Raw genomic sequence first — 25734 nt, 5'->3', positions numbered from 1 at the left:
GGTCCTCGGGGTCAAGCCGCGAGGGGCAGGGCGCCGTCGCGAGTGACGCCCGCCTGACTCAACGCCTCGCCGATCCGGCCGATCTCGGCTTCCGTCAGCTTCATCAGCGGCGGACGCACGAAGGATTTCTCCAGCCGACCGAGCAGCACAAGCGCCTCCTTCATGCGGTTGTGCATGTCGAGGAAGGGCGGAGCGTAGAACGCCTGCGAGAGGGGGACGATCCGGTCGTTGATCGCCTGCGCCTGCTTCAGATCGCCAGCCTGCACGGCACGGAACAGCGCGACCTGAAGATCGGCGATCACGCTGCCGGAGCCCGAGAGAAGGCCGTTGCACCCCAATGTGAGCGAGGACATCAGCCAGGCGGAATGCGTCGTCAGCACATTCACCGGGCGCGCTAGGTTCTGGAAGGTGCGGATATGCCGCTCGTGCAGCATCGGATCGTTCGACCAGTCCTTGATCGCCGCGATGGTCGGGACTTCCTCGAAGAGTTGCAAGAGCGTCTCGAACGTGAAGCCGAGCCCGGTGCCCATCGGGTACTGGAACGCGATGAGTGGCAGGTCCGTTTCACCCGCGATGCGCTTGTAGTGCTCGATCGCCATCTCGGGGCGAAGATGCCCGCCCATCGCCATGCTGTTGGGCGGAAAGACTAGGAGGCAGGACGCGCCCTCGTCGGCGGCCATACGGGCGATCTTTGCCGCTTCGAGCGAGCCATCGGCATAGACACCGTTGATCAGAGGCACCTGGTCGCCGACCTCCGCAAGGGAATCGGCGAGGATCATGCGCTGCTCGTCGAACGTGCATGCGTGAACCTCGGAGGCGTGACCGTTGACCGTCACGGCGGACACGCCGTCGACCAGTGCGCATTCGCGAAGATGCTTGCGCGTCTCCTTTGCGTCGATGCTCAGATCTTCGTTGAGCGCGAGCAGCGTTGCCGGAATCACACCGGCAGGGCGGTAGTCCTTGAAACGAGGCATGGGGTCACTCCTTTGCTGGTTCATGGCGGGTGTTGAAATCAGTCGTTCCAGAGGCCGCCGGTCACGCTGATCGTCTCGCCCGTGATGTAGGACGCTTGGTCGGAGACGAGAAAGAGAACGGCGTTGGAGATGTCGGCGGGAACGCCGGGGCGGCGAAGAGGGATGCTTTGCGCGCGATCAATAGCGCTCGGCAGACCCTGCTCCTTGCGAAGCACCTCGGATTCGTCGCGCATCTTGGTGTCGACGATCAGGCCTGGTCCGACCGCGTTGACACGCACGCCGGATTCGCCCAACTCGCAAGCCAGCGACTGGGTGAGGGAGACGGCGGCGAATTTCGAGGCGCAATAGGCACCGTAGGCGGCGACGCTGGACTTGCCCATCCACGAGGCGATGTTGACGATCGAGCCCTCGCCTCGCGCGACCATCGCGGGTGCGACGGCGCGAACCATGTGGAAGATGCCGTCCACATTTACGCCGAAGGTGGCGCGCCAGACGGACTCCTCGCAATCGAGCAACTTGCCGACTTTGCAGATGCCGGCGTTGTTGACGAGGATGTCAATCGCGCCCAGATCGTCGGTCAGCTTCGCGACGCCCGTTTGGACGGATTCCTTCGAGGAGACGTCGCAGGCGGCGTGGGAGACCTTGCCAAGGGGAGAAAGCGCGGCTGCCGTCGCCTCCAGCCCGTCGGCGTCGAAATCCAGCAGGCCGACAGCGCATCCTTCTTTCAAAAGCCGGGTCGCGATCTCTTTGCCGATGCCATGCGCGGCACCTGTGACCATGGCGCTCTTTCCATTCAGTCCATACATGGGCCTCAGGCCTTCTTCTTCGGTTTGCGGTCGCCGCGGGCGGTCCAGCCGCCATCCACGACAAGGACGGTCCCTGTGCAGAAGGACGCGTCGTCACTGGCCAGCCAGAGCATGGCTTGGGCAATTTCTATCGGCTTGCCGAGCCGGTTCATCGCCTGGCGCTCCTCAAGCCCGCGGCGGAGGTCGGCGGAATCCGGCCCTTTCAAAATCTCGGCAAAATAGGGAGACTCGATCGTGCCCGGCGCCACGGCGTTGACGCGCACGCCGTCGTCGACATGGTCGATCGCCATTGCCCGCGTCAGCGCCGCAACGGCGCCCTTCGACGCGACATATGCCGCACGGTCGTGAATCCCGATATTGGCTGCCGCCGAGGCGGTGGAGACGATCGCGCCGCCTCCGTTCCTGGCCATCTCCGGAATTGCGTATTTGCAACCGAGATAGACGCCCTTGACGTTGACCGCCATCAGCGCGTCCCAGTCCTCGGTGGCGGTGGATACAACCGTACCTGCGAACCCGTAGCCCGCATTGTTAACGAGAATGTCGAGCCGGCCATGCGCCGCAACCGTCTTCTCCACCATCGCCTTGACGTCTCCCTCGCGCGCGACGTCGACGACTATCGCCTCAGCTTTTCCGCCGTTTGCGACGATGTCATCGGCGGCGGAGCGGGCTGCGTCGAGATCGCGGTCCGCGACGATCACCGTTGCGCCCTCGGCAGCGAAGAGACGGGATGCCTCGCGGCCGATGCCCGAGCCTCCGCCTGTTATGATCGCGATGCGGTCGGCAAGCTTCATTTGGTATTCTCCCTGTGTCTGATAACTTACTGACATGTCAGTAAGTAGCATTTCAGTCTTCAGCACGCAATCAAAAGGCACTGCTCGATCGCCTGTTTTACAGCATCTGAATCGGCGAAAAGTGCTGGCGGATCGCGGCGGACAGCGAGTGGGCGACGATCCAGGACGATTTCGGATTGGCGGGGGAGGGTCGGTTTGCGATCTCGATACGCATCGTGCCAAACTCGCTCGACGCGGTTACGACATGGGTGTTGCCCCTTGCCTCCGGATCGCAGACCACGCGGACCCGCACGCCGTCGAAGCCCGGCCCTGCGAGCGCGAGCGCCGCCGCGACATTGAGGTTCTGCGGATAGGCGGCGGCCGCCTCCCGCGCCGTGCCCTCGAAGAGTGTCACGGGCACCGCGAGCGTTTTCGGGTCATGGCCGAGCGCTTTCAAGTCACCCGCCCAGGCTGCTGGAGGCTTGCGGGATTCGTAGGTGACGTCGAGTGCGCCCGAACTGCGCGCCGCGCGGATGTAATCGAGTGCACCGAGCGCGCCGGAAGCGAGCACGAGCTTCCCGCCATGCGCTTCCGCGGTGTCAGAAAGCCGCTTGACGAGATCGTCGTCGTGAAGCGCTCCGATGGAGGAGACAAGTACGGGCAGGCCGAGAGCCAGAAGGCCGGGGACGGACTCCCTCACCGCCGAATGGCCAGCCGCCTCAACCACGAGATCGGGTCCGAAAGCTGCGACCTCGACCGTGGATTCAATGACGTCGACCCCGTCGGGCACTTTCGCTTGCGAGGGCGAGCCGGGGCGGAGCATCACGCCCACACGGGCACCGAAGATCGCGGGATCGCGTAGCGTTGAGACCAGTTCGGCGGCAATCGCGCCATAGCCGATCACGAGTATGCGTCGTTGCGTCATCGTGCCCCGATCCAGTCCGAGATTTCGGCCACCATCCGGTCGCGTCGCGTGACGGGGAAGAAATGCCCGCCGCTCTCCATGATCCTCAGCTCCGCCGAGGGCAGCGCCGCCGCCAGTTCCTCCTGAAGGAAGGGCGGGACGATCATGTCGTCGCGCGCACCCAGCACGAGCGCAGGCTGCGTGAGCGAGCCGACCTCAGCGCTGCCGTCGAAAGAGAGCAGCGCGTCGATCCGCTCCCTGACCACCGCGACGGCCTCCGGTGTTGCCGGCGCGTTCCTAACGCCGGCCTCGAAGACGCCCCAGTTCTGCTCCAGCCAGTCGGGCGGATGCGACAGGAGCGCCGCGCTCGCCGCATAGGTAGCAGGCGAATGGGCAAGCATGTCGCGCCGCGTACCGAAAAGCGCCGCCATATAATGGCTCGGGCGCATCCAGGCGGCGCTCAGGATCAATCCTTCTGTCCGGCCCGGCGCGATCCGGGCGAAGGCCTGTCCGATGCAGCCGCCGGTCGAATGGCCGAGCAGGAAGACGCGTTCGATGCCGGCGGCGCCGAGCACGGAGAGACAATCCCGCGCCAACTGGTCGATCGAAACCGACGCGCTGCCGCGTTCGCTGGCGCCGATCCCGCGCTGATCGAAGCGCAGGACGCGCATGTTGCCGGAAAGAGCGTGCGCGACCTCTTTCCAGAAGCCTCCGGTGCCGCCCAGACCGCTGACGAGAAGAAGCGCGCGCCGGCCCGAGCCATGCGACCAGGCCTTGAGTTTTGCGCCATCATCCGCGCTGGCGAAGAAGCTCTCGCCCACCGTACTGTCGCCCGCCGCACTCATTGCATCGGCGAGTAGGATACGGGAGTCAGGATTCGGCTCGTCTGCACGTCGATCAAGCCGTCGACGCGCTTCAGATAGTCCTGCCAACGGGGGTCGGCCAACATCTTCGTACGCCGGGCGGTGCGGTCGTCGAGGCTCTCATAGCTCCACAATGCGACGACATGGTTCAACTCGCCGATCTCGGACGTGAAATAGGCGTGGAACGTGCCCAGCAGCTCTTTCTGGATCGACAGGCCGTATTCGCCGTAGAGCTTCACGAATTCGGCGAGTTTGCCCGCCTTGATGCGATAGTCACGCTCTTCATAGATCATTGTTCGCTCACTTTTTTTGATCGAAGCTGGAATCGACCCAGCCGAACACCGTTTCACGCTCGATCTCGGCAATGTTCTCCGGCCGGGGGAATGGTTCCGGCGCAGGCTCGCCTGGCGCTTTCGGGCGTCCGATGCGGGCAAAGAAACTGTCCAGCCCGCCCGGCATGAGGAGAAATGTGAAGCTCAACGGCTCGTCGTTCGGGTTGATGAAATGATGCTTCAGGCCGCGCCCGATATAGGCGCAGGAGCCCTTCTCGATGGGGTGATCCTCGCCTTCGATCCGGGTGGAACCGCGCCCGCCGATGACAAAGATCACCTCTTCATGGGCGTCATGGGTGTGCTCGCGGATGGAGCAGCCCGGCGCAACTGTCTGCACGCCCATGGAGAAGCCGGCAGCGCCGCCCGTCTTTTCCTGGTTGAGCAGGTTCCGGACGAACCCGTTGGCGGGAACGGGCTGCCAGAAGCTCTCCCCGTCTTCCGGGCCGAGAACGATGGACCGGCTTTGCGTTTCTGTCTCGCTCATCGCGATCTCCTTTCCTGCCCGTCAGTTGTAGATGAGGTCCGGCATCCAGGTCGCGAGCCCGGGAAAGAGCAGCACGAGGATGAGCACCGTCAACTGGCAGAAGATGAAGGGTATTACGCCCCAATACATGTCCTTGAGACGTATCTCTGGTGGAGCGATTGCCTTCAGGTAGAAGATCGAAGGCGACATCGGGGGTGTGAGATAGCTCGTCTGAAGCATCACGAGAAAGACGATGGAGAACCAGAGCGGGTCGATCCCATAGATTTTGAGCAGCGGCATCGAGATCGGGATGAGGATCAGCACGACCGAGATGAGGTCGACGATGAATCCGAGCAGGAACGCGATAAAGAGAATAATCGCAACGACCGACCAGGCGTCTAGCCCAAAACTGCGGAGAATGCCCTGAACCTGCCCCATGCCGCCGGAGGCGAAGAAGACCCCTGAGAACATCCCTCCTGCGAGAACGATCGCAATGATCATCGCCGTGAGCGAAATGGTCTGCAATGAAGCCTGGAAGAGTACGCGGAGATTCAGCTGTCCGTACAAGAGCGCCAGGATCAGCACGCCCGCCGAGCCGCAGGCGGCGGCCTCCGTCGGCGTGGCAAGTCCCATGAAGAGCGAGCCGAGCACCGTGGCGATCAGTATTGTCGGGGGCACAAGCGCTGTCATCGTGAACATGAGCTTCTCGCCGAGGCTGCGCGGATCTTTCCCTTCATCGACCGGCGCGTATTCAGGGCGCAGGGCAGAGACGATGACTATGTAGAGGACGAAGAGACCCGACATCATCAGGCCGGGCACGAGAATGCCGGCCATTAGGTCGCCGATGGGCAGGGTCGCCATTGGCGCAAGCACGATCACAGGGATCGACGGAGGGATCACAGTTCCCAGTGAGCCGCCACCGCAGATCGTACCGGCAATGAGACGTGGATGATAGTTGCGTTTCATCATCGCCGGAATGGCGAGCATTCCGACCAGCGTCTCGGTCGCCCCGACGACGCCGCTTGCGGCTGCGAAAATCGTGCACATCAGGAGTGCCGCGACTGCAAGTCCGCCGGGAAGGCGGCGTGTCCACATGTAGAGGGCGTCGAAGAGCCGTTCCGCAATTCCGGCTCGCTCGAGTATCGCGCCCATGAAGACGAAGAGCGGGATCGCGCCGAGCACGTAGTTCGTCGCTACATCGTCGACCCGCTGAGCAAACTGATAGAAAACCGTGTCGCCAAAGCGCATGAGCCCGAAAGCCAGCGCTGTAAGCATCATTGAGAACGCGACAGGGATCCCGAGGAAAATGAGAACAATCAGCGCCGGGAACATCCAGAGGACGATATCGGAATTCATCGCTTGTCGTCCCCAAATTCAGCGTCGAACGCGATCAGAAGATTTTGAATCGTTTTGGCGAGGCATTGCAGCGCGAGTAGCGCGAAGCCAACGGCATATATCACGCGATACGGCCAGATCTTGGGGTTCCAGGACGAAAGGCCTGAACCTTCCCCGGTGCTGTAGACATTGATCGCATTGAAGATCAGCGTGTTCGTCAGCCAGAGCATCATGACCGTAAGAATGGCGTAGGCGACGGAGTCGATGGTCGCGATCACGCGCGGTGGCAGTTTTGCGTGAAGAAAATCGACTTTCACATGCTGGTCGACAGACAGGGCGTACGACATGCCCAGCAGGAAGATCGTACCCATCATCATGTAGCTGACTTCGAACGCCCATTGGGTCGGGGCGTTGAAGAAATAGCGGCTGACCACTTCGTAAACCATCGCGGCGACGAGCGGCGAGACGAACAGCGCGCTCAGGCGACCGGACCAGAGAGAGGCGCGTCCGATCAGGCCAACCAGGGCAGAAAACTTCATCGCGAGACGGTCCTCTCAATAGGAAGACCGGCGCGGTCGAGCCGCGCCGGTCCGAGTCGACGGAGATCAGCGCGCGCCGATCGGGAAGCGGAACTCGGCCTCAAGCTTCATGTCGTCGAGAAACGCCTTCTGGTCCTCGTAGATGCGCTTAAACCACTCGTTGGAAGCGGACTGCTCCTCCGCCCACTTGGTGGAGGCCTCGCTGACTGCGGTGACCAGGCTCGGCTCAACCGTCAGGAAGACATTGTCCGGGTTGGCTTTCATCTTCTTGTAGCCCTCGATATCGAGCTTCACATAGCTGAGATAAGCGTCCATCCACGCCATCTTGCCCGCGAGCTCCAGGAGCTTCTGGTCCTTCTCCTGGATGCGATTCCAGACATCGACGTTGAAAATGCAGTCATGGGCAGCGGCGCGGGAGTGGAGGCCGGGCGTGATCACGTATTTTGCAATCTTGTTAAAGCCTTCCTGCTCGTTGCCGCCGGGACCACCCCATTCGATGGCGTCCACGACGCCACGCTCGAGTGCGGAGAACACCTCGGAGCCGGGCAGAACGACGGTGGAAGCCCCGAGCATCGGCGCGATCTCAGCCCAGGAGGAGGAGGTGCGCAGCTTAAGGCCCTGCATGTCCTCGGGTTTGGTCACCGGCTTGTGCGAGTGCATAAAAATTTCTGTCTCTGGCGTGCCGCACGGGATTGAGACGACGCCAAATTTTTCCATGCGCCACTCTTTCCAGAGCGCGCCGCCATTGCCGTTAAAGACCCATTGCATCATTTCTTCAGGGTTCGGCCCTCCCGGCCAACCCGAAATGATCGCTGCGGTGCGGTCCACCGACCAGTCATAGCCTGGCCAGGCATGGCCAAGATCGGCGACGCCGGTCTGGACTGTCTCCGTGACCTTCAACGCCGGGCCGAGCGCACCCGCGGGGAATACGTTGATCTTAATGCGCCCATCAGTGATTTGCTCGACGATCTCGGCATAGCGTTGCGCACCGAATTCGAGCCAGTGTCCGCCCGCCCACGGCGTCGCCATGTTTAGCTCGATCGTCTCCTGCGCTGCGGCGTTGCCGTGCGCGCCAAAGGCGAGACCGAAGGCCAGCGCGGCCGAAGCTGCGAGTTTACCAGATGACATGTCGTACCCTCTCTTTTGCTTTGTTGTATTCATCCGACTGATCAGTCCATTGCCGGGAGTTCCGCCGCTGAAGCGATGGCGCGGCCAGCAAGCAGACCGGAAACGAAGGCCCAGGCCAGGTGATGACCGTGACCTTCGAGTATCGCCCCGCCTTGTCCGGCGGAACCTGCCGCGAAAAGACCGGGGATCGGTTCGCGCGCCTTATCAAGCACGCGGAAATTCTCATCGATGCGGACACCGCCCTCGCTGAAGACGATCCAAGATTTGGCGGGGCCGAGCGCGTGAAATGGGCCACGCATTGGACGAGGGAAGTCGCCACCTGACGCACGCGTTTTGTAAGGGCGTGCCACGCTGCGCTCCAGAGCCTCCCCGGGCAGGCCCGTCTTCGCCGCCAGTCCGGCAAGATCTGGAGCCGTGGCGTAGATGTCCCGCCGGGAGCGGGCGTAATCCGGTAGGTAAGCGTACCCTACGCCGGGCGCTGTGGAGATGAAGTAAGGCCAAGTCGTGAACCTGCGCGCGGTCGTCTCGTCCATCACGATCCAGGCCAGTTGGTCTGGCTGGTCGCCGATCGCGTCCTGCGGGCGGCCCAACTCGTCGCAAAAGCGCTCCCCGAGACAATTCACGAGGATCGCTCCCTCCTCGAACAACCGCGGCGAGGGCGCAAGGAATGTTGTCACAAAGCGCAGCAGGACAGGCCTGAGCGCCCATTGCGGCAGGATCTTCATTGCCGCCAACAGCGACTGCGCGACGAAACGGTTGGTCGGCGTGCGGGAGATGAGCCCGGGGCGCGCCGGTGCGAAAAAGCGTATCTCAGGCCCCCAGGCTAAATCGCCGTTCACCACTTCCGCACCCGCAGCCTCCGCCATCTTTTGTCCATCGCCCGTGCTCGCAGGGTTGACACCGCCGATTTTCAGAAGTGAGCCGCTCATGTGGCGCTGCTTATATTCCGTCTCCGCCGAGCTGAAATCGCCAGAAGCAAGGATCACTCCGCGCGAAGCGGAGACCCGCTCTCGCCCCCGCGGCTCCTCGATCTCGACACCCCGAACGGCGCCCGCGTCCCTCACTAGCCCCGTGACGCGGCGGCCGGTCAGGATCGAAACGCCGGCTTCGCGGCAGGCCTTTTCGAGGTGGCGCACGAAGCTCCGAGAGTGCGGGAGTACGGCGTGCAGACGTGGCTGTGTATGCGGCGGCTCCGGAAGCGGCCCCATGAACGTGACGCCGAGCTCTTCGAGAAGCCTTACCGCCTCCGACGCATTGTCAACCAGAATGCGCCGCAGACGGAGATTATCGCGACTAGCGCGATCGCCCATGAATTTCTCCATGTCGACGAAGTGCGAATCCGGACCGTCCTTGATCCCAGCCGCGCGCTGAAGACGCGTCCCCGTTGCGCAAATAGTGCCTACGGACAGCCCAGTGGTGCCGCCAAGGCACTCGTTCTTCTCCAGCAGCGTGACGCGGGCGCCAGCGCGCGCGGCAGCGAGCGCGGCCATCAAGCCGGATCCGCCGCCACCGACGACAATGATATCTGTCTTGAGCCCGTCTCCGGATTTGGTTACTGACATGTAGGTCAGTATGACTGCTTGAAATGGCCTGTCAATCTGCGTGGCGAAGGCCGCTCGGTTTTTCCAATTTGTGGAGTGCATTATGAATGTTCTGAAACACGAAATGCAGCCGCTCGAGAAATGGCGCGATGGCGTAATGACGCTGATGCGCGTCTCAGCGATGAATAGTTCCGCCCAGTTGTGCATTTTCGAACAGTTCTGTGACCCCGGCCTTGGTGCGCCCATCCACCTCCACGCCGTCGAGGAAGTGCTCGAAATCATGGAGGGCGAGGCAGAGGTTTTCCTTCGTGGGGACAGTATGATCGTAAAGCCCCAGCAGTCGGTGTTGATTCCCGCCGGTGCGAAGCACGGGTTCCGCAATGTCGGTTCGGGCATTCTCAAGGTCCGCGCCACGCTAGCCGCGCCAATCTTCGAGGCAAGCTACGAGGACCGGGCCGAACTATCCCGCCGATACGTTCCCTGACGCCGTCCAGATCGAGGATGTGCAGAAGCGCAGAGCGGCGCGGCCATGCCGACGGCAACGGAGGCGGTTGCCGCAGTCAGTAGCGGTTCGCTCCGGGCGCACAGCCTCGCTGGTAGCGACGTGCGCCAGCCCCAGGAGAAGGGCGCCGACTAGCACAACTATCATCGCTTGGCGCGGGCTGAGGCCCGCCGACTCTACGATGACGCTGGGCAGGAAGCGAATGAAGATCAGATTGGCGGCCGAAAACATGCAGAAGATGGCCGCCATGCGAAAGACCGGTCCCGATCCCACCGCTGATCGGGGCGGCAAGGCGAGGGAAGCACGCTCCGGGTGGGGCAACCGCCGGCGCAAAGCGACCATTGCTGCAGCTGCGGCCAAGGGCACTGCAACGCAACTAGGTAATAGGTCCGCCAACCCTGATCCACGAGCAGCACGGATCCTAGAGGCATGTCGGCAGTCGCGGAAAGCAGATGGGCCAGACCTTGAATGGCAGCTTGTCGCGGAGCACTCGCCACAACCGGACCGTCTGCACCCGGCCCGTTGCTGCCGTTCGTCCCCATTACGGCGGACGACCGCTCTCCGCCCAACTTGCCCGTTCAAAGGTGCAGGGCAACGTCTCAAAAGTCCGCAGTGCCGCCGTTCAGATATAAAGCCGCGAAGGTCTGGTTCCGCTCTCAGCGTTGACGGCCGCGACGTTGGCGACACGCTCTTTCGGAGGGCCTGGCTGTGCCGTTCGTGTGCGGGTCCGGTCGCTGCCCGCCAACGCCGAAGCCTTGGTGCGGGTAGATCCCTTTCGCTTCAAGACTAGGTAAGCTCCGGCGAAGTAGTGTAAGGCGGGAGACTTCACTCTCATAACTGCCGGTTACTTCGCGTTCACCGCTGCCCGGCGCCGAGCCACTACGCTCTCCATCACCCGCGGCTGAGGATTGCTGCCGAAGCGGTTCTGGACAAATCGGAGATGGCTCGCGTCGGCGCCCCAGACATACCGCTTCGCTCCCTCCACGACCTGGCGATTGACCTCTTTCACAAGTTGGACGGGGTCAGCTAGACGCACGCGTTCGAGGAAGTCGGCATTGCTTCCGCCGATCCAGATCAGCCGTGGTCCGATCGGTAGAACCACATGCGCCTCCGTGGCCCCGAGCGGCGTACGGATGACCGGTCTGTCGGATGTCAGCAGGGTCGGCGCATGCGGTGCCGTCTGCAGCACCCTCCAGTGCATTCCATTAAGCGTCGAACCCACGTTCTCGTGGTCGACCAACGTGTAAAACACGTCGAACTGGTGGCGCTCCTTTTCGGCCAGCGGCTGGCCAGCCAGGTACTCCGAGAAAGTTTCCGGAGCACCAGGCTCGCGGAATCGCCTGATAACGTGCCTCTGCTTCAGCATCTGTGGTGCTGAAGTCTTCATGCCACCACTCCCGGAACATGGCGACGTCCTCCGGGCAACGGAGAAGTAGCGACAGGATGAACCGGCTCCAAGACGACCGGCTTTGGGTGTCCCACGGCGCGTAGTGGCCGTAAGCCTCCAACATGTCCAGTGAATCCGACGCCCAAGTATCAACAGGCTTGAAGAAGGTTTCTTCGACCTGCTGCGCCAGAGTGGGCTCATAACCCTTGAGTTCGTAGAGCCGCTCCTCGTAGCCTGTACGCTCAGCCGTCACCGCCTTGACGGCGATCTTCCGCTGATAAGGGTTCGAATACTCGGTCAACTTGCCAGTCGGAGGGCTCTCCCAACGGCGCAAGTAAAATGCCGGGATGAAATGGTGCTTGGTAGATGGATTCGATGGCATCGTGCCCAGCTCGACTGTTGGCTTGTGATAGGGCAAAGTACTAGCCATAAAAAGGGTGCCTACTTTTGTAGATGGCGGCGGCGCTTGAGCGGATCAATAGGCGTGCAATGCTGGTGTCCCTATTACAGCGAAATGGCAGCTTTAGAGGTCTGCGCTTTGGGTCGAAAGAACCGGGTTCATCTCCATATGAAGCCAGCTTCCGTTGTCGTAGTCCAGCGAGCGACTGCATGACGCGAGAGGCCGCAGTTTAGTTTCTGCCCAATGACAAACAACGCCGTGACGACAGACGGTCGGACGGACGGTGCAGCAGGAATCCGAAACCCGCAGCGCTCCGGGCTTCAGACAAACATCTGTCCGCCACAGTAGGCTGAACGGCCTCTAACCCGTCCGCCAAATCGCGGCGACACACGGTCCTTCCGCGCAATAACAATCACTTAGCAACAGACAGTGTTTGGTCAGATGGCGGAGAGAGCGTCACCGGGGTCTGGCTGACTTGCGCGGTACAGTTTGATCGATCGGCGCGGACAGACGGAAGAACAGACGGTGCGGTGCTGGCGAACCAGTGGTTTCGAACATAACGTGAGGCCGCGGATTTCGGCCACGCGCTGCATCATGGAAATCATGTGAAGCCCCACAGCGGCGCCTAACAAGGCCAACAGCGGTTATCACTCTGTATTGCGGCTGCGGGGCACAAGTTCTCGGCGAGGCCGATACACGACCAAAGTTGGCCGAAGTTTTGCGATGGTGGGGTTAGTGTAACGACTGCTGAACGCCGCAGGGGTCTATGGACGGCAAACTTTCCCCAAGTATATGATCTTCGTGAAGGGGAGGTCACCGATGTTGAGGAAACAGCCATTTGGCCAGCGCGAACTGATGCGGAAACTGGTTCAGACAATTGGCCGGGACGAAGATGCAGTCTGCGCCGCTTACGCAGATGCCGAAGAAGACGGTGAGGTTCTACGAAAAAGCAACGCAAACGGCAGAACGCCCGAAGAGTACGCACGGGCCTTGTGGCGTGACGCTGTGAAGAAGGGTTGGATCTAGGGTCGCCCTACCGCACGCATTCATGCCTCGCACTCGGGCAGCGCACGGCCTGCAAGGCTAGCTCTCGGTTAGATTGCTCTCTGCCATGCCAAGGCGCAACGACACGCCAGGCAGAACTTGCTATGCTTCGAGCATGGAAGATCAGTTTTCCAGTATACAAAGGTTCCATATCAACGGCACGGAGCTCGCCTATGTCGAGGCAGGTCAGGGGGATCCGGTCGTCCTGGTGCATGGAGGTGTGTCCGACCTGCGCACCTGGAACGATGTGGTGCCAGAACTGGGATGTCACTGGAGAGTCACTGCGTACAGCCGCAGGTTCGCACGGCCCAATGTAGACATTCCCGACGGTGCGGCCGATCCTATCCAGACCCATGTCGACGATCTGGCTGAAATCCTTCGATCGAACATGCCGGCGCCCGCCCACCTGATCGGCCACTCTTGGGGTGGTGTCATCGTCCTGATGACTGCCATGCAACACCCCGAACTCGTTCGTTCCCTTGTGATGATTGAGCCTCCGGTCCTAACTCTGTTTCTCGACTTTCCGGTGAGGCCGGGACAAGTCCTGTCCATGCTTGCCAGATCACCTCTCGCGGGACTTGCGATCCTGAAGCTCGGTGGCTACGTGATGGAGCCCGCCGCAAAGGCATTCAGGCGCGGCGACGACAAGGCGGCCATCGAGATGTTTGGAAGAGGTGTCCTGGGATCGTCCCGCTTCGATCGATTGAGCCCGGAACGGTATCAACAGATCTGGGACAACAGAAAAGCCGACAAGGCTCAGATGCTTGGAGAGGGCTTTCCCGCGCTGGACGAGCGCCAGGTCGCAACCGTCGGGGTGCCGACGCTACTTCTGGTGGGATCGGAAAGTCCCTCTGCGTTTCACAGAATGTCGGTACGGCTGCTCAAGCTTTTGCCCCGTGCGCGGCTCAATGTCGTGGACGGCGCGTCTCACATTGTTCACGAGGACGCACCCGACAGATCCATCAAGGCCATCACGGATTTCCTACTGAAGCATTGAACGTAAAGGGCACGCAGTGGTCGTCGCTGGAGTTCGCAAGTTCACGACTGGCAGTTCGGCACGGATTGGCTCGACGGGACGATGCACCCCAGGGCTCCCAGTTCACCATTATGGACTGGGCTGCATTCCTCGAGAGCGGATACGGCGCCGTATCTACGAGACCCGCATCGAGGCACGGCAGGACGTGTTCGACTACATCGAGATGTTCTACAATCCTATCCGCAAGCATGTGAGGAACGGGATGCTGTCACCCGTCGAGTTCGAGCGGCGGCGGGAAATGAAAACCGAGGGCGTCTAGAAGACTCGGGGCTTTTCATACAGAGGAATGGTTTTGTGAACTAAGATTTGGCGTGGGCAACGGAAGCAAAGCTTTCTAGTACGGAAATCGAACTGCGCTCAACCAAGTGTCCCGCCAAGACGCGGTGTTCAAAAGGCCGCGTGTTGTCGAGCAGCCTCTCCAGCAGAAGCTCTGCCGCGGCTGCACCGATTGCGTGGGAGGGCTGCGCGATCGCTGTGATGCCTGTTGCCACAAACTTCATCCAGTCGAGATCGTCGAAGCAGAGCAGCGAGACATCTTCTGGTACGGAAAGTTTCAATGCGGCGATTGCCTCCAGCGCGCCCGTCGACATAACACCGTCGGCGGTGAACAGCGCGGACGGCGGGTTGCGAATAGTCAAGAGGTCCAACGCTTCCTTGCGAGCCGCCTCGCTGGAATAGACGACCACTCGGCGGATCAGCTCCAGGTCGGGCTCTATTCCGGCTTCCCTGTGAGCCTCCAGATAGCCGAGCAAGCGCTGCCAGCTCGGAAGATGATATCGAGTATCCTCGCCAGTGAGTTCTGCAGCACCTACGAAGGTAGCTAAATCGTCGCTCTTACCGGGGACGAGTTCGGCCAATATACCGATGCGTCGATGGCCAGCCTTGATCAGCCTCGCGACGCTACCGCGTGTCACCGAAACATTGTCCACCACAACAGAATCGGTTTCCAGTCCCTCCACGATCCGGTCGAACTGAACGATCGGACATTGAGATGCAACAGCTGCCTTGAGGTGGAGCGGATCCTCAACAAAGGTAGACGATACGATCAGCCCGTCAACCTGCTTTTCGAGAAGTAGCTGCACCGCCTCGCGCTCGAGTTCGGCATTCTCGTCGCAGTTGGTAACAATGACGCCAAAGCCCCTGCTGCGCGCAACGTCGCCAACTCCGCGCAGCACACTCGCGTAGAACGGACTCTCGATGTCACCAACCACCACGCCAATGGTCTGGGTCTTGCCAGTGATCAGGCCCTTGGCCAGGCGATTAGGTCGGTAGCCCAGTTCCGCCGCAGCCGACTTGACCTTTTCCTGCACGACCGGACTCGCGTAGCCGTAATCGCCGAGTACGCGTCCAGCAGTTGCCGGACTCACACCGGCCCGATGCGCGACCTCGATAATGGTTACGTTCTTCGTTGTTCGGGTCGTCACTCGACAGATCCCATTAACTCATCCGACCTCTGCGCGGAGTGAGAGGCCATTTGTGCGGAATCCACGCGCACGACCCCGCCACTACATAGCTCGCAGCATTCGTTCACAACACCTCTGAAAGGAAGCGCTGAAGGCGCGGGCTCTGCGGATTGTCGAAGATATCCTCAGGAGATCCAGCTTCGACGATCCGTCCTTCATCCATGAAGGCGACCTGGTTCGCAACCTTGCGAGCGAAGTTCATCTCGTGAGTGACGACCACCATCGTCATTCCGCGCTGGCCAAGGTCCGCCATCAGGGTCAGCACGCCCTTCACCAGTTCCGGGTCGAGAGCGCTCGTGACTTCGTCGAACAGCATGACTTCAGGCTCCAGCGACAATGCCCGTGCAATTGCCACGCGTTGCTGCTGTCCGCCCGATAGATTAGCGGGCCTATGATCCTTGCGCTCGCTCAGACCTACTTCGGCAAGCTTCGCGGTGGCTGCGGCCTCGGCGTGCTCGCGCGACATGCCCTTCACCTTACGCAGTGCCAAGGTGACGTTGGCCAGTGCACTGCGGTCTGGGAACAGGTTGAACTGCTGGAACACCATGCCTACGCGGCGGCGAAGTTGGTCTGGAGTCGATTCGTAGATGCTCTCGCCGTCGAGCAGGATGTCACCGGCCCGGCACTCGACAAGCCGATTGAGGCAGCGCAGCAATGTCGATTTGCCTGAACCGGATGGCCCGATCAGACAGGTGACAGTGCCAGGCTCCACCTTCAAGCTGATATCATGGAGCACCTGGATCTCGCCGTAGGCCATGTCAATATTCCGGACCTCGATGCTGCCGCCCTTGAAGCGTTTACGCGCGGTCGTTGGCGCCTTGGAGGTGTCGGACTGGGCCACCTCGGCGAGTTCAGCCACTTCGACCAGACCGCTCTTTGCAGCCTCAATCCGTTTGCCAGTCCGCATTCGCGTGTCGATGAAATTGACCAGATGGGTCAGCGGCACTGTAATCAGAAGATAGAACGCACCCGCCAGCAGAAGCGGTGAAAGATTGCCGGTCAGGACGGCCTGGTCCTGGCCAACGCGAAAGAGTTCACGCTCTGACGCGAGCAGACCGAGGAAGTAGACAAGGCTAGAGTCCTTCACGTTGCCGATGAACTGGTTGACCAGCGCCGGCAGCACGCGGCGGATGCCTTGCGGGATGACGACCAGTCGCATGCCTTGGCCATAGGTCATTCCTAGCGTGCGGGTGGCGTCGAGCTGTCCGCGCTCGATGCTCTGGATGCCAGACCGGAATATCTCACCGATATAAGCACCCGCGATAAGACTGAGAGCGAGAATACCCAACGGGTAAGGCGACGGACCAAACAGGTCACGGCTCAATCGGGCAAAGCCCTGACCGATAATCAATATCGTAACGATCGCAGGAAGGCCGCGAAAAATGTCCGTGTAGACCCGTGCGACGAGCTTCAGCGGTCGATTTTCGGAGATCCCCATCACCGCAAGCACGATGCCGATTGCGGTGCCGAAAAATGTAGATGCAACGGCCAGGATCAAGGTGTTCTTGAGCCCGACCATGACCATGTTCGGCAGCACGTCGGCCATCGCCTGGAAGTCGAGGAAGCTGCGGGAGAATGTTTCGAACCAGCCCATTTCCCAATCCAATCAAGAATTCGGCCGGGCACCGTTGCTCACGGGCCCGGCCGGTAGGTACCATTTTTGGACGCTCGCGCGCTTACGACTTGGGCAGGTATTCAGCCGGCATCGGCGTGCCCGGAAACCACTTTTCGTGCAGGCGCTTCCACGTGCCGTCGTCCATGGCTTCCCGCAGGGCCTTATTCAAGGCCTCGCGGAAGGCATCGTTGCCCTTCTTGAGCACGAAGCCGGCAGGCGCGTCGAACGAGGGCACGTTCATCGTGATCTTAAGATCAGGGTAGCGCTCAATATACTGCTTCGCGGATTCGTAGTCGGTAAAGTGGCCGTCGATCGTTTCGTTGTTCAGAGCGGCAACAGCCGAGTTATTGTCAGGGAACTTCACGATGTCGCCCTTGAGATTCTTTTCGGCATAGATCTCCTGGAGGGTGCCCTGAATGACGCCGATGCGCTTTCCCGCCGTGCTCTCATTGCTGTTCATATCGGGGTCTGTCGAGATGATCGACAGGTAGCCCGCCAGATAGCCGTCGCCGAAGTCCACGGTCTCCTTGCGCGCTTCGGTCGTTCCGATAGCGGCTACGGCAACATCAAATCGGCCGTTCGCGACGGACGGCAGCAGTGCTGCGAAATCCTGCCCTGCAAAAATCACCTGGTCTTCATTGAAACCGAGCCGCTTGGCAACGTCGCGGAAAAGTTCGGCGTCGAAGCCTGTGAACTTTCCGTCGGCGTCAGTGAACACATAGGGTCTCGCATCGCCCATTGTGCCGACGCTGATCGTTGACGGATCGATGAGGTTATAGGGATTGTCGGCTGCGGTAGCCGCGGACGGCAGACCAATGCCGACTCCTGTCACCAGTGCAGCAGCCAGCACCAGCCCAGACTTCACGAAATTCCGCCTGCTTGTCTCTGTACGCATATCTTCTCCTCTTCAATTGCGGTCGAACATGACCTGCGTTCCTCTCGGGTAGCTTCGGACCTCTTTGCAGAGAGGTGATAACGTTCTCACATAGCAACAGTATTTTGCTGCGTCAATTGGTCCTTCCCGATTAGGATTAACCGCGCATTTGGACATCGGCCCACTCTCGGACTTCTCGATCCGTTCTCAGAATGTCTATCGCTGCGCCATGCCCGATAGCTCCGAAGTGTCGGCACGTCGTCGCCGCAGCCTCAGCGGCTTGACCGAGCGCCTGCTCGGGCGTTTCATCGCCGAGTAGCCCGTACAGTACTCTCGAAATGAAGGCGTCGCCGGCGCCCAGCGTGTCTACCGGTTCGATTATGCGTGCGGGAGTGCTGTAGGATGTCGAGGAGTTGCGCAACAGCGCGCCAGCACGGCCCCGTGTCGCTAACACCCAGGTGGCGCCGGACTCCAGCAGTTCTCGCATCACGTCATCGAGCTCATCAGGGTCGAGATCTTCGCCGGAAATCGACGCGAGATAACAGTGGCGGCCGATATCCCGCCGGTGCTTGGCATCTCTTCGCGTGGAAAAGTCATATGATATCAGTGTTTTGTGTCCTGCTGAAGCGATCCAAGCGTCGAGCCCGCTGGACTGGCCGATATGAACAGCCTGAAATCCAGCGAGGAATTCCAGATCCGCTTCGTCCGGGGTAAACATCGAGACGCCAAGATCGAAGTCGAGAAATATCCGATCCCCTTCGCGACTGCCGATCAAGCAATAGGCGGTTGCGCCATCGAGGTGGCGTAACCGTGCGATGTTCACCTTCTCAGCTGACAGTGCGGTTCGGATCAACTCGCCTGCCGCGTCCCTGCCGATCGCTCCGACATATGCCGACTCGCCGCCGAAACGGGCGACGTTTACCGCCACATTAAGGCAGTTTCCCCCGGGAAACATCTCACCACGGGCGACGTAGCAATCGACCACGTTGTCGCCCATTGCGGCAATCTTGACCATCTGACTACTTTCAGTTTAAGAATGTGAGAACGTTCGCACAATGCTCAATTCCTGTCAAACGGGCGCCGACCTTTCGATGCTACGAGGATCCCAATGATCACCGCACTGCCAGACGATGTTCAACGCGCCCTCGGAATGGTTGCAGACAAGCGGATTTCGCACGTCTTTCTGGTTGCCTGCGGCGGCTCCCTTTCGGTCATGATGGCGGGCAAGTACTTCATAGACCGCCACGCCGGTTCGTTTGCCTGCGACATCTACAACGCGGACGAGTTCGTTTGCCGCGATCCGCGACGGCTTGGCCCGGACACACTTGTCATCCTTTGTTCGCAAACCGGTACCACCCGCGAAACCGTGGGGGCGGCAAAGCATGCCGCCGCCCGAGGCGCCACGACCATCGGCATGACGATGGAGCCGACATCGCCTCTAGCTCAGTCGGTCGACAGTTCAGTCGCGTATCAGGCGTCGTACACAACCGGAAAACCTATAGATTCGGCCTATGGCAATTATGGCGTGCTCTACATGCTTCTCGCAGGCCTGATCGACAGTCAGGAAGATAGCCGCCTGACGACCGACCTAATCTCAAGCCTTGCCCATCTGCAGCCTGCGATCGATCGAGCGCACGCCGCCTATGCCGAACGCTTCAGGCGCTACGCGCCGCGGTTTGCGCCGCGCAAGACGATATACACGCTTGCCAGCGGCGCCAGCTATGGCGCGGCCTATTCATTCGCCATTTGCGTACTGATGGAAATGCAATGGTACGATTCCCAAGCCATCCACGCCAACGAGTTCTTCCACGGACCGTTCGAGGTGGTCGACAAAGATGCCGGCTTCATAGTGATGCTGGGCCTCGATGAGACGAGACGTCTCGCCGAGCGCGCCCGCGACTTCCTGTTCGAACACGGCAGCCCGGACAATATGCTGGTGCTCGACGGCGCGGAACTCGACCTTTCCGGTATGTCAGAGCGCATCAAGCCCTATCTCGTACCGCTGGTCTTCTTCGATACGCTGTGGGCCTTTGCCTACCAGCTGGCCGACCTGCGCAATCAGCCGATGCTCGAGGGGCGGCGCTACATGAAGAAGCTGAGCAATTACTAAGTTCTTCGGCACGCCCCGCGCATTCCCACGTTCACCCGAAGAAAGAGTTTCCATGACCGCATCCCCCAAGCCGCGCCACGTCGTCGTCGTCGGCGCAGGAATCTTCGGAATCTCCACAGCGCTCCACCTCGTGCGACTTGGTGTGGATGTGACAGTCGTCAACAACGGCCCACCGGCCAGCGGAGCGTCCGGCCGTTCACTGTCATGGCTGAATTCGGCGCGGCGCGGCGATACGCCCTATCACCGGTTGAGGCTCGCAGGCATCGATCGCTACCGGACCCTCGCCGCTGCAAGGCCCGAAACGGCTTCCTGGTTGCGTTTCGACGGCGCACTGACCTGGGACGCTGACGACGAGTCAAATGAGATCGCGGCCATCTGCCGACTTGAGCAGGATAGCGGCTATCACGCCTTGCTGCTCAGCTCCGACGAGGTTGCCGCCGCTACCCCTGGCATCAATCCCGGCGCGATCCCCCGGCAGGGTGCGATCTTCAATCCTGGCGAGGGCTGGGTCGATCTGGTTCCGTTGATCCATCTGCTCCTCGGCGAGTTTCGGGCCCGCGGCGGGAAGCTGATCGCAGATGCTGGACGAGTTCAGGTTAAAATCGACCATGGGCGCGTATGCGGCATTGTCACGGCAGCCGGCTCTTCAATAGCCGCCGACGTCGTGATGCTGGCCGTAGGTCCCGATACCCCGGCCATGCTTGCTGAGGTAGGCATCGCAGTATCGGACGCAACGCCCATTTCGCTGCTTCTGAAAACTCGGCCGGCCGGCACGCGACTCCGCGCCGTTCTCAACACTCCCCGTGTCGCTGTCCGCCCCACACCGGACGCCGCACTTGTGCTCGACTCGGCATGGTCCGAAGAGGAAGTCGTGGCGAACCCGGACGGTACGTACACCGTTCAGGATTCGACTATACTAGGGCTGCTCGATGAAGCACGCGCTGTGCTCGATGGAAGTCCGAAACTCGAGCTCGCTAGCTACGCGGTCGGACCAAAGCCCATCCCTGGCGACGGCGAACCGGTACTGGGCGCTGTCGAGGCTGTCGAAGGACTCCAAGTTGCCTTCAGCCACAGTGGCGCGACGCTTGGACTGATTGCAGGCGAATTGCTCGCCCAAGAGATTCGTTTCGATCAGCAACACCCATTGCTTTCAACATTCCGTGTCGAACGCTTCAGCTGACGATGCTCTGGCGTGCCATTCACTTTGTGCAATGAGAGGCACCACCTCCGCGTCACCAAATCATCGATGGTCGGGGAGGAGACCGTGCCTCGCAATCTATCGAAATCCGCTTGCCTTGCGATCGATTAAAGCGATTCCGACAGCCCCGATGCTACACGCGACGATAACCCAGCCTCCGGCCTGCCAGGTCGCGGCGGACTCGACCGCAAATCCTGCCAGCACGGGCCCGGCGACCTGACCGATTCCGGCGGCCTGATAGAAGGTGCCCGAAACGACAGGCGGAGGCATGCCGGACTGGCTCGACAACGCCGGGATGGACGACCAGATCAGCGCCGGCGCAATGCCAGTGCCGAGGGCGAAGATGACGGCCGCGACCAGCCGGACTACGAGCGGAATGGCTGGATCGAAGAAAACAAAGCCTCCGATGCCGATAGCAAGGAAAGCGATTAGCATCAGCCAGTAGCGGCTCACTCCGCGCGCACACGCCTCGCCGGTAGCGACGTTCGCCGGCACCAAGAGAAGGGCGCCGACCAGCGCGACGAGCATGGCATGGCGCGGGCTGAGGCCCGCAGACTCCACGATGACGCTCGGCAGGAATCCCATGAAGATCAGGTTGGCGGCCGAAAACATGCAGAAGATGGCGGCCATGCGAAAGACCGGCCCCGTTCCCGCCGACGGCCCGGGCGGCAAGGCTGGGGAAGCAGGCTGCGAGGGGGGCAGACGCCGGCGCAGCGCGACCAGCGCCGCGGCCACCGCAAGGGGCACGGCACTGCACACAAGGTAATAGGTCCGCCACCCTTGGTCCTCGAGCAGAACGAAGCCGAGGGCCATGCCGACAGCCACGCCTATCGGCAGCCAGGCCGCCCAGATGCCGAGCGCCAGGGCCCGGTCCTCGGGCCTCGCGGCGCCCTGCACCAGTGTGGGCATGGCGGTGACTACAAGCGGCAGGCCGAGTGCCTCGACGATTCTGGCTGCGAACACCAACTCGGAGCCGCTCGCCAGCGTGGCAGCGGCAGACGCGGCCGACATCAGCAGGAGCCCGCACAAGCCCACCCTAAAGGAGCCGAAGCGCGCCGTAACCGGGCCGAAGGCCGCGCCGGTGAGCGCGGCGAGAAGGCTGATGACGGAAAGATATACCGCGGCTTCCGCCAGGGTGGCGGACAGGTCGACGCGCATCAGCGGCATGGCTGCCCCCGCCTTACCGATCTGTAGTGCGGCGGATGAGCCGGCGAAGGTTACGAGCAGGACGACGGGCCAGTCGGTGGCCGCACGCGCGGCGCGCAGCGGCGCTGTCACGCGGCGGCTCGGGCGAGGATCATCTCGGCGGCCTTCTCGGCAATCATCGTCACCGGTGCGTGCGTATTGCCGGACGGGATCGTCGGGATCACCGAAGCGTCCGCAACGCTGATCCCGGCTAGGCCATGTACGTCGAGCCGGGGGGTGACGACGGCCCTGTCGTCGGTGCCCATCCGCGCCGTGCCGACTGGATGGAAGATGGTCGTCGCGATGTCGCCAGCGGCCTTGAGCAGCTCCTCGTCGCTCTCCACTTCGGAGCCGGGACGCAGCTCGACGGGTTTTACCGGCCGCATTTCGTCGGTAGCCATTAGGCGGCGCGAGTGGCGCAGACTTTCGACCGCCACCCGGCGGTCGGCTTCGGTCGACAGGTAGTTCGGCCGGATCGAAGGCGCGGCGGCCGGGTCGCCGCTGGCGAGGTGGCAGGTGCCACGGCTTTCAGGGCGCAGGTTGCAGACCGATACCGTGAGGGCCGGGAAGTCATGAAGCGGCTTGCCGAAGGCATCCAGGGACAGCGGCTGCACGTGGTATTCGATGTTTGCAGTCTCGTATTCAGGCGACGATTTCGTGAAGATGCCGAGCTGGCTGGGCGCCATGGACATCGGGCCGGTTCGCTTCAGCAGATATTCGGTTGCGATGCCAAGCCTGCCGCGCATGGAGGCGTAGCGATCGTTCAGCGTGCGCGCGCCCGAAATCCGGAAGATCATGCGGATCTGCAGGTGATCCTGCAGATTTTCGCCGACTCCCTTCAGTTCGTGCCGGACCGCGACCCCGTGGTTCGCCAGCAGCTCCGGCGATCCGACGCCGGACAGCTCGAGAATCTTCGGCGTCGCTATGGCGCCGGCCGCCAGTACCGTTTCTCCCGTCGCCGCGGCATGGTGGAGCTTGCCGCCCTGCCGGAACACGACGCCTGTTGCGCGCTTTCCCTCGAAAGTGACGTGCTCCACCATGGCGCCGGCCACGATCCGGAGGTTGGGTCGCCGGCGCACCGGATCGAGAAAGGCCTTGCGGGCGTTCCAGCGCAGGCCGTTCCGCTGGTTGACCGGGAAGTAGCCCACGCCTTCGTTGTCGCCCCTGTTGAAGTCGTCGCTGACGGGAATGCCCATTTCGACGGCGGCGCGGGCAACCCGGTCAAGGATCGGCCAGTTGAGCCGCTGCCGCTCGACGCGCAGTTCGCCACTGGCTCCGTGCCACTCGTCGGCCGGTCCGAAATGACGTTCAGACCTACGGAAGTAGGGCAGCACGTCGTCCCAGGCCCAGCCCTCATTGCCGAGCTGGCGCCAGATGTCGTAGTCGCGCGCCTGACCGCGCATGTAGATCATGCCGTTGATCGACGAACACCCGCCGAGCACCTTGCCGCGCGGATAGAGCAGAGAGCGGCCGTTAAGACCCGGCTCCGCCTCGGTGCTCATGCACCAGTCGAGCCTCGGATTGCCGATGGCGAACAGATAGCCGACGGGCACGTGGACCCAGATGTGGTTGTCGCTGCCACCGGCCTCGAGCAGAAGCACCCTGTGGCGGGGGTTCGCACTCAGCCGGTTGGCCAGCACGCAACCGGCCGACCCGGCGCCCACGACGACGAAGTCGTAGCGTCCGAAATCGGCGGTCTGGCTGGCGCCCTCAGGCATAGCTGCGCGACTCTAGCACGACTTCCTGCTGTTGGTGACCGAGACCATCGATCTCAAGGCGCATGACGTCGCCGGGCTTGAGATAGACGGGCGGCTTCATGCCAAGGCCGACGCCGGGGGGCGTGCCGGTCGTGACGACGTCGCCCGGCTGCAGGGTCATGAACTGGCTCAGATAGCTGACCAGATAGGCGACACCGAAAATCATCGTCCTGGTCGAACCGTCCTGGCGCATCGTCCCGTTGACGCTCAGCCGCATGCCGAGGTCCTGCGGGTCCGCGACCTCGTCGCGCGTCACCAGCCAGGGGCCGATGGGCGCGAAGGTGTCGTGGCTCTTGCCCTTCATCCATTGCCCCTGGCGCTCAGTCTGCCAGGCCCGCTCGGAGACGTCGTTGAGGATCGCGTAGCCGGCGACATGCTCCATGGCGCGTGACTCGGGCACGTTCCTGGCCGTCTTGCCGATCACGAAGGCAAGCTCGACCTCCCAGTCGGTCTTCACCGCGTCGGGCGGGATGCGGACGGGATCGTAGGGGCCGCTGATCGCGCTGGTCGCCTTCTGGAAAACGATCGGCTCGGTCGGAACGGGTAGTCCCGATTCGGCAGCGTGGTCGGAGTAGTTGAGGCCGATGCCGACGATCTTGCCGATACCGGCGAGGCAGGGACCGAGGCGGGTGCCCTCATCGACGGCCGGCAGCGAGGACGTATCGAGGTCGCGTAAACGGGCGAGCTGCTCGTCGGACAAGACCGAAGGCCCGATGTCGGCGACGATGCCGGCGAGCGAGCGCACCGTGCCGGTCGCGTCGATCAGGCCCGGCCGTTCGCTGCCCGACTCGCCAAAACGTATCAATTTCATGCTGCGGCTCCGGTCGCTTTGGCGGGAGCATCGTGAGCGATCTCCAGCCAGAATGTTTCACTTTCCTCGTCGCGACGCGAGGCCGCGAGGTCGGGCACTGCGGAATCGGCCACGGCCATCGGATCGCCGTAGCCGGCCGGCGGACCGGCCATCTCGAGCAGAGCCAGGAGTATCTGGCTTCCGGGTCCGCCGCCATAGATGGCGCGCTCCGAAGTCTGCACGTTCGATCCGGCAGCATCCGATTTCCAGATGCGGGATCGAAGCACGCCCTCGGCCCCGGCGAGAGCCTCGTTCCAGCGAAGCAGCGCTGTCTCCGCCTCCGGTCCGGCTAGGTCGAAGCGTACGGCGCGAATGTAGGGCGCCGTCAGCGCGCCCGCTCCGCCGGCGGTGGCGGCCAGCGAATAGACGGCGCGCTGCGGATTGCGGAAATGGGTAAGCGCCTCGCGCGTCCAGGGCGTCGGGGCATTGAGCGCCGCCATATAGGCGTCGGACGTGAAGACCTCCGGCCCCTCCGTTTCATAGAACATCAGGAAGCGGGGCCAGTTGTCCTCGGCCCTGTAGCGGCGGCCATGCAGGAAGCCCGGAATGGAGACCCGCTCCGGAATATGCTCGCAATTGTGCCACTGCTGATAGCGCAGGACGTAGTCCTCGTCGATGTCGGCCCAGAAGGCCATGAGACCATTGGCGGTCATGTCGT

The 25734-nt window shown here is 61.9% G+C and carries 24 protein-coding genes and 3 pseudogenes; 6 read left to right on the top strand and 21 right to left on the bottom strand.

Features of this window, described 5'->3' with window-relative positions:
- Window positions 1-11 precede the first annotated feature (11 nt).
- From ACT2BZ_RS05590 to ACT2BZ_RS05540, 11 genes are all read right to left on the bottom strand, one after another.
- Window positions 12-974 (bottom strand): dihydrodipicolinate synthase family protein, encoded by a 963-nt coding sequence (locus ACT2BZ_RS05590; RefSeq protein ID WP_457939859.1) that lies wholly within the window; start codon window positions 972-974, stop codon window positions 12-14.
- Between the two features lie 38 nt (window positions 975-1012).
- Complete coding sequence (locus ACT2BZ_RS05585) at window positions 1013-1753, bottom strand: SDR family NAD(P)-dependent oxidoreductase (protein WP_457939858.1); 741 nt, start codon at window positions 1751-1753, stop codon at window positions 1013-1015.
- A gap of 32 nt (window positions 1754-1785) precedes the next feature.
- On the bottom strand, window positions 1786-2571 hold the full coding sequence (locus ACT2BZ_RS05580; protein WP_457939857.1) for an SDR family oxidoreductase: 786 nt from the start codon (window positions 2569-2571) through the stop codon (window positions 1786-1788).
- Between the two features lie 97 nt (window positions 2572-2668).
- On the bottom strand, window positions 2669-3475 hold the full coding sequence (locus ACT2BZ_RS05575) for an aspartate dehydrogenase (RefSeq protein ID WP_457939856.1): 807 nt from the start codon (window positions 3473-3475) through the stop codon (window positions 2669-2671).
- Complete coding sequence (locus tag ACT2BZ_RS05570; protein ID WP_457939855.1) at window positions 3472-4299, bottom strand: alpha/beta fold hydrolase; 828 nt, start codon at window positions 4297-4299, stop codon at window positions 3472-3474. Before ACT2BZ_RS05570 ends, ACT2BZ_RS05575 begins: the two co-directional genes overlap by 4 nt.
- Complete coding sequence (locus tag ACT2BZ_RS05565; RefSeq protein ID WP_457939854.1) at window positions 4296-4610, bottom strand: NIPSNAP family protein; 315 nt, start codon at window positions 4608-4610, stop codon at window positions 4296-4298. The genes ACT2BZ_RS05570 and ACT2BZ_RS05565 overlap by 4 nt, the downstream gene beginning before the upstream one ends.
- Before the next feature lie 7 nt (window positions 4611-4617).
- Window positions 4618-5133: a cupin domain-containing protein gene (locus ACT2BZ_RS05560; protein ID WP_457939853.1), complete on the bottom strand. Its 516-nt coding sequence runs from the start codon at window positions 5131-5133 to the stop codon at window positions 4618-4620.
- 21 nt (window positions 5134-5154) lie between these two features.
- The gene (locus ACT2BZ_RS05555; RefSeq protein ID WP_457939852.1) at window positions 5155-6468 is read right to left on the bottom strand and encodes a TRAP transporter large permease; all 1314 of its coding nucleotides are present in this window, start codon (window positions 6466-6468) and stop codon (window positions 5155-5157) included.
- Window positions 6465-6986, bottom strand: coding sequence for a TRAP transporter small permease subunit (locus tag ACT2BZ_RS05550; RefSeq protein ID WP_457939851.1), 522 nt, complete (start codon window positions 6984-6986; stop codon window positions 6465-6467). Before ACT2BZ_RS05550 ends, ACT2BZ_RS05555 begins: the two co-directional genes overlap by 4 nt.
- A 66-nt stretch (window positions 6987-7052) precedes the next feature.
- Window positions 7053-8114 (bottom strand): TRAP transporter substrate-binding protein DctP, encoded by a 1062-nt coding sequence (gene dctP / locus ACT2BZ_RS05545; protein ID WP_457939850.1) that lies wholly within the window; start codon window positions 8112-8114, stop codon window positions 7053-7055.
- Window positions 8115-8155: 41 nt separating this feature from the next.
- Window positions 8156-9757 carry an FAD-dependent oxidoreductase gene (locus ACT2BZ_RS05540; protein WP_457939849.1) on the bottom strand — a complete coding sequence of 534 codons (1602 nt, stop codon included), beginning with the start codon at window positions 9755-9757 and terminating at the stop codon, window positions 8156-8158.
- Between the two features lie 22 nt (window positions 9758-9779).
- On the opposite strand from ACT2BZ_RS05540, the gene ACT2BZ_RS05535 reads away from it, so the two are divergent.
- Window positions 9780-10139, top strand: coding sequence for a cupin domain-containing protein (locus tag ACT2BZ_RS05535; protein WP_457939848.1), 360 nt, complete (start codon window positions 9780-9782; stop codon window positions 10137-10139).
- 673 nt (window positions 10140-10812) lie between these two features.
- Window positions 10813-10925 (top strand): annotated as a pseudogene (locus ACT2BZ_RS05530) (thermonuclease family protein); the annotation flags it as partial.
- Between the two features lie 76 nt (window positions 10926-11001).
- Here ACT2BZ_RS05530 and ACT2BZ_RS05525 read toward each other — a convergent pair.
- Complete coding sequence (locus ACT2BZ_RS05525) at window positions 11002-11544, bottom strand: DUF4238 domain-containing protein (RefSeq protein WP_457939847.1); 543 nt, start codon at window positions 11542-11544, stop codon at window positions 11002-11004.
- A 19-nt stretch (window positions 11545-11563) separates the two neighbouring features.
- Window positions 11564-11926 (bottom strand): annotated as a pseudogene (locus ACT2BZ_RS05520) (DUF4238 domain-containing protein); the annotation flags it as partial.
- Between the two features lie 1177 nt (window positions 11927-13103).
- Here ACT2BZ_RS05520 and ACT2BZ_RS05515 point away from each other — a divergent pair.
- Both ACT2BZ_RS05515 and ACT2BZ_RS05510 read left to right on the top strand, forming a co-directional pair.
- Complete coding sequence (locus ACT2BZ_RS05515; RefSeq protein ID WP_457939846.1) at window positions 13104-13985, top strand: alpha/beta fold hydrolase; 882 nt, start codon at window positions 13104-13106, stop codon at window positions 13983-13985.
- A 124-nt stretch (window positions 13986-14109) separates the two neighbouring features.
- A pseudogene (locus ACT2BZ_RS05510) lies at window positions 14110-14283 on the top strand (IS3 family transposase); the annotation flags it as partial.
- Between the two features lie 40 nt (window positions 14284-14323).
- Here ACT2BZ_RS05510 and ACT2BZ_RS05505 read toward each other — a convergent pair.
- From ACT2BZ_RS05505 to ACT2BZ_RS05490, 4 genes are all read right to left on the bottom strand, one after another.
- The gene (locus tag ACT2BZ_RS05505; protein ID WP_457939845.1) at window positions 14324-15448 is read right to left on the bottom strand and encodes a LacI family DNA-binding transcriptional regulator; all 1125 of its coding nucleotides are present in this window, start codon (window positions 15446-15448) and stop codon (window positions 14324-14326) included.
- A gap of 103 nt (window positions 15449-15551) precedes the next feature.
- Window positions 15552-17081, bottom strand: coding sequence for an amino acid ABC transporter permease/ATP-binding protein (locus tag ACT2BZ_RS05500; protein WP_457939844.1), 1530 nt, complete (start codon window positions 17079-17081; stop codon window positions 15552-15554).
- A gap of 82 nt (window positions 17082-17163) precedes the next feature.
- Entirely contained in the window at window positions 17164-17997 is an 834-nt protein-coding gene (locus tag ACT2BZ_RS05495; RefSeq protein WP_457939843.1) for an ABC transporter substrate-binding protein, read from the bottom strand.
- Window positions 17998-18133: 136 nt separating this feature from the next.
- Complete coding sequence (locus tag ACT2BZ_RS05490; protein ID WP_457939842.1) at window positions 18134-18991, bottom strand: PfkB family carbohydrate kinase; 858 nt, start codon at window positions 18989-18991, stop codon at window positions 18134-18136.
- A 93-nt stretch (window positions 18992-19084) separates the two neighbouring features.
- On the opposite strand from ACT2BZ_RS05490, the gene ACT2BZ_RS05485 reads away from it, so the two are divergent.
- Together ACT2BZ_RS05485 and ACT2BZ_RS05480 are read left to right on the top strand one after the other, a co-directional pair.
- Window positions 19085-20086, top strand: a complete 1002-nt coding sequence (locus ACT2BZ_RS05485) for an SIS domain-containing protein (RefSeq protein ID WP_457939841.1) — start codon at window positions 19085-19087, stop codon at window positions 20084-20086.
- Window positions 20087-20138: 52 nt separating this feature from the next.
- Complete coding sequence (locus ACT2BZ_RS05480) at window positions 20139-21266, top strand: NAD(P)/FAD-dependent oxidoreductase (RefSeq protein ID WP_457939840.1); 1128 nt, start codon at window positions 20139-20141, stop codon at window positions 21264-21266.
- 96 nt (window positions 21267-21362) lie between these two features.
- Here the strand turns inward: ACT2BZ_RS05480 and ACT2BZ_RS05475 are convergent, their stop codons facing one another.
- From ACT2BZ_RS05475 to ACT2BZ_RS05460, 4 genes are read right to left on the bottom strand one after another with little or no spacing between them, the layout of a single operon-like run.
- Window positions 21363-22562, bottom strand: coding sequence for an MFS transporter (locus ACT2BZ_RS05475; RefSeq protein ID WP_457939839.1), 1200 nt, complete (start codon window positions 22560-22562; stop codon window positions 21363-21365).
- The gene (locus tag ACT2BZ_RS05470) at window positions 22559-24187 is read right to left on the bottom strand and encodes a GMC family oxidoreductase (RefSeq protein WP_457939838.1); all 1629 of its coding nucleotides are present in this window, start codon (window positions 24185-24187) and stop codon (window positions 22559-22561) included. The genes ACT2BZ_RS05475 and ACT2BZ_RS05470 overlap by 4 nt, the downstream gene beginning before the upstream one ends.
- A complete protein-coding gene (locus ACT2BZ_RS05465) occupies window positions 24180-25037 on the bottom strand; it encodes a fumarylacetoacetate hydrolase family protein (protein ID WP_457939837.1) in 858 nt (285 codons plus the stop codon). The genes ACT2BZ_RS05470 and ACT2BZ_RS05465 overlap by 8 nt, the downstream gene beginning before the upstream one ends.
- Window positions 25034-25729, bottom strand: a complete 696-nt coding sequence (locus ACT2BZ_RS05460) for a hypothetical protein (protein WP_457939836.1) — start codon at window positions 25727-25729, stop codon at window positions 25034-25036. Before ACT2BZ_RS05460 ends, ACT2BZ_RS05465 begins: the two co-directional genes overlap by 4 nt.
- Window positions 25730-25734 lie beyond the last annotated feature (5 nt).

It is taken from the genome of Mesorhizobium sp. 10J20-29, assembly GCF_054130485.1.
The sequence above is the reverse complement of the archived record's forward strand: the minus strand, read 5'-3'. Positions and strand labels throughout refer to the sequence as shown.

Bases quoted from the DNA above. Each gene is read 5' to 3' on its own strand.
- ACT2BZ_RS05590 (WP_457939859.1), bottom strand. From the start codon at position 974: ATGCCTCGTTTCAAGGACTACCGCCCTGCCGGTGTGATTCCGGCAACG.
- ACT2BZ_RS05585 (WP_457939858.1), bottom strand. From the start codon at position 1,753: ATGGTCACAGGTGCCGCGCATGGCATCGGCAAAGAGATCGCGACCCGG.
- ACT2BZ_RS05580 (WP_457939857.1), bottom strand. From the start codon at position 2,571: ATGAAGCTTGCCGACCGCATCGCGATCATAACAGGCGGAGGCTCGGGC.
- ACT2BZ_RS05575 (WP_457939856.1), bottom strand. From the start codon at position 3,475: ATGACGCAACGACGCATACTCGTGATCGGCTATGGCGCGATTGCCGCC.
- ACT2BZ_RS05570 (WP_457939855.1), bottom strand. From the start codon at position 4,299: ATGAGTGCGGCGGGCGACAGTACGGTGGGCGAGAGCTTCTTCGCCAGC.
- ACT2BZ_RS05565 (WP_457939854.1), bottom strand. From the start codon at position 4,610: ATGATCTATGAAGAGCGTGACTATCGCATCAAGGCGGGCAAACTCGCC.
- ACT2BZ_RS05560 (WP_457939853.1), bottom strand. From the start codon at position 5,133: ATGAGCGAGACAGAAACGCAAAGCCGGTCCATCGTTCTCGGCCCGGAA.
- ACT2BZ_RS05555 (WP_457939852.1), bottom strand. From the start codon at position 6,468: ATGAATTCCGATATCGTCCTCTGGATGTTCCCGGCGCTGATTGTTCTC.
- ACT2BZ_RS05550 (WP_457939851.1), bottom strand. From the start codon at position 6,986: ATGAAGTTTTCTGCCCTGGTTGGCCTGATCGGACGCGCCTCTCTCTGG.
- dctP (WP_457939850.1), bottom strand. From the start codon at position 8,114: ATGTCATCTGGTAAACTCGCAGCTTCGGCCGCGCTGGCCTTCGGTCTC.
- ACT2BZ_RS05540 (WP_457939849.1), bottom strand. From the start codon at position 9,757: ATGCACTCCACAAATTGGAAAAACCGAGCGGCCTTCGCCACGCAGATT.
- ACT2BZ_RS05535 (WP_457939848.1), top strand. From the start codon at position 9,780: ATGCAGCCGCTCGAGAAATGGCGCGATGGCGTAATGACGCTGATGCGC.
- ACT2BZ_RS05525 (WP_457939847.1), bottom strand. From the start codon at position 11,544: ATGAAGACTTCAGCACCACAGATGCTGAAGCAGAGGCACGTTATCAGG.
- ACT2BZ_RS05515 (WP_457939846.1), top strand. From the start codon at position 13,104: ATGGAAGATCAGTTTTCCAGTATACAAAGGTTCCATATCAACGGCACG.
- ACT2BZ_RS05500 (WP_457939844.1), bottom strand. From the start codon at position 17,081: ATGGGCTGGTTCGAAACATTCTCCCGCAGCTTCCTCGACTTCCAGGCG.
- ACT2BZ_RS05495 (WP_457939843.1), bottom strand. From the start codon at position 17,997: ATGCGTACAGAGACAAGCAGGCGGAATTTCGTGAAGTCTGGGCTGGTG.
- ACT2BZ_RS05490 (WP_457939842.1), bottom strand. From the start codon at position 18,991: ATGGTCAAGATTGCCGCAATGGGCGACAACGTGGTCGATTGCTACGTC.
- ACT2BZ_RS05485 (WP_457939841.1), top strand. From the start codon at position 19,085: ATGATCACCGCACTGCCAGACGATGTTCAACGCGCCCTCGGAATGGTT.
- ACT2BZ_RS05480 (WP_457939840.1), top strand. From the start codon at position 20,139: ATGACCGCATCCCCCAAGCCGCGCCACGTCGTCGTCGTCGGCGCAGGA.
- ACT2BZ_RS05470 (WP_457939838.1), bottom strand. From the start codon at position 24,187: ATGCCTGAGGGCGCCAGCCAGACCGCCGATTTCGGACGCTACGACTTC.
- ACT2BZ_RS05465 (WP_457939837.1), bottom strand. From the start codon at position 25,037: ATGAAATTGATACGTTTTGGCGAGTCGGGCAGCGAACGGCCGGGCCTG.
- ACT2BZ_RS05460 (WP_457939836.1), bottom strand. From the start codon at position 25,729: ATGACCGCCAATGGTCTCATGGCCTTCTGGGCCGACATCGACGAGGAC.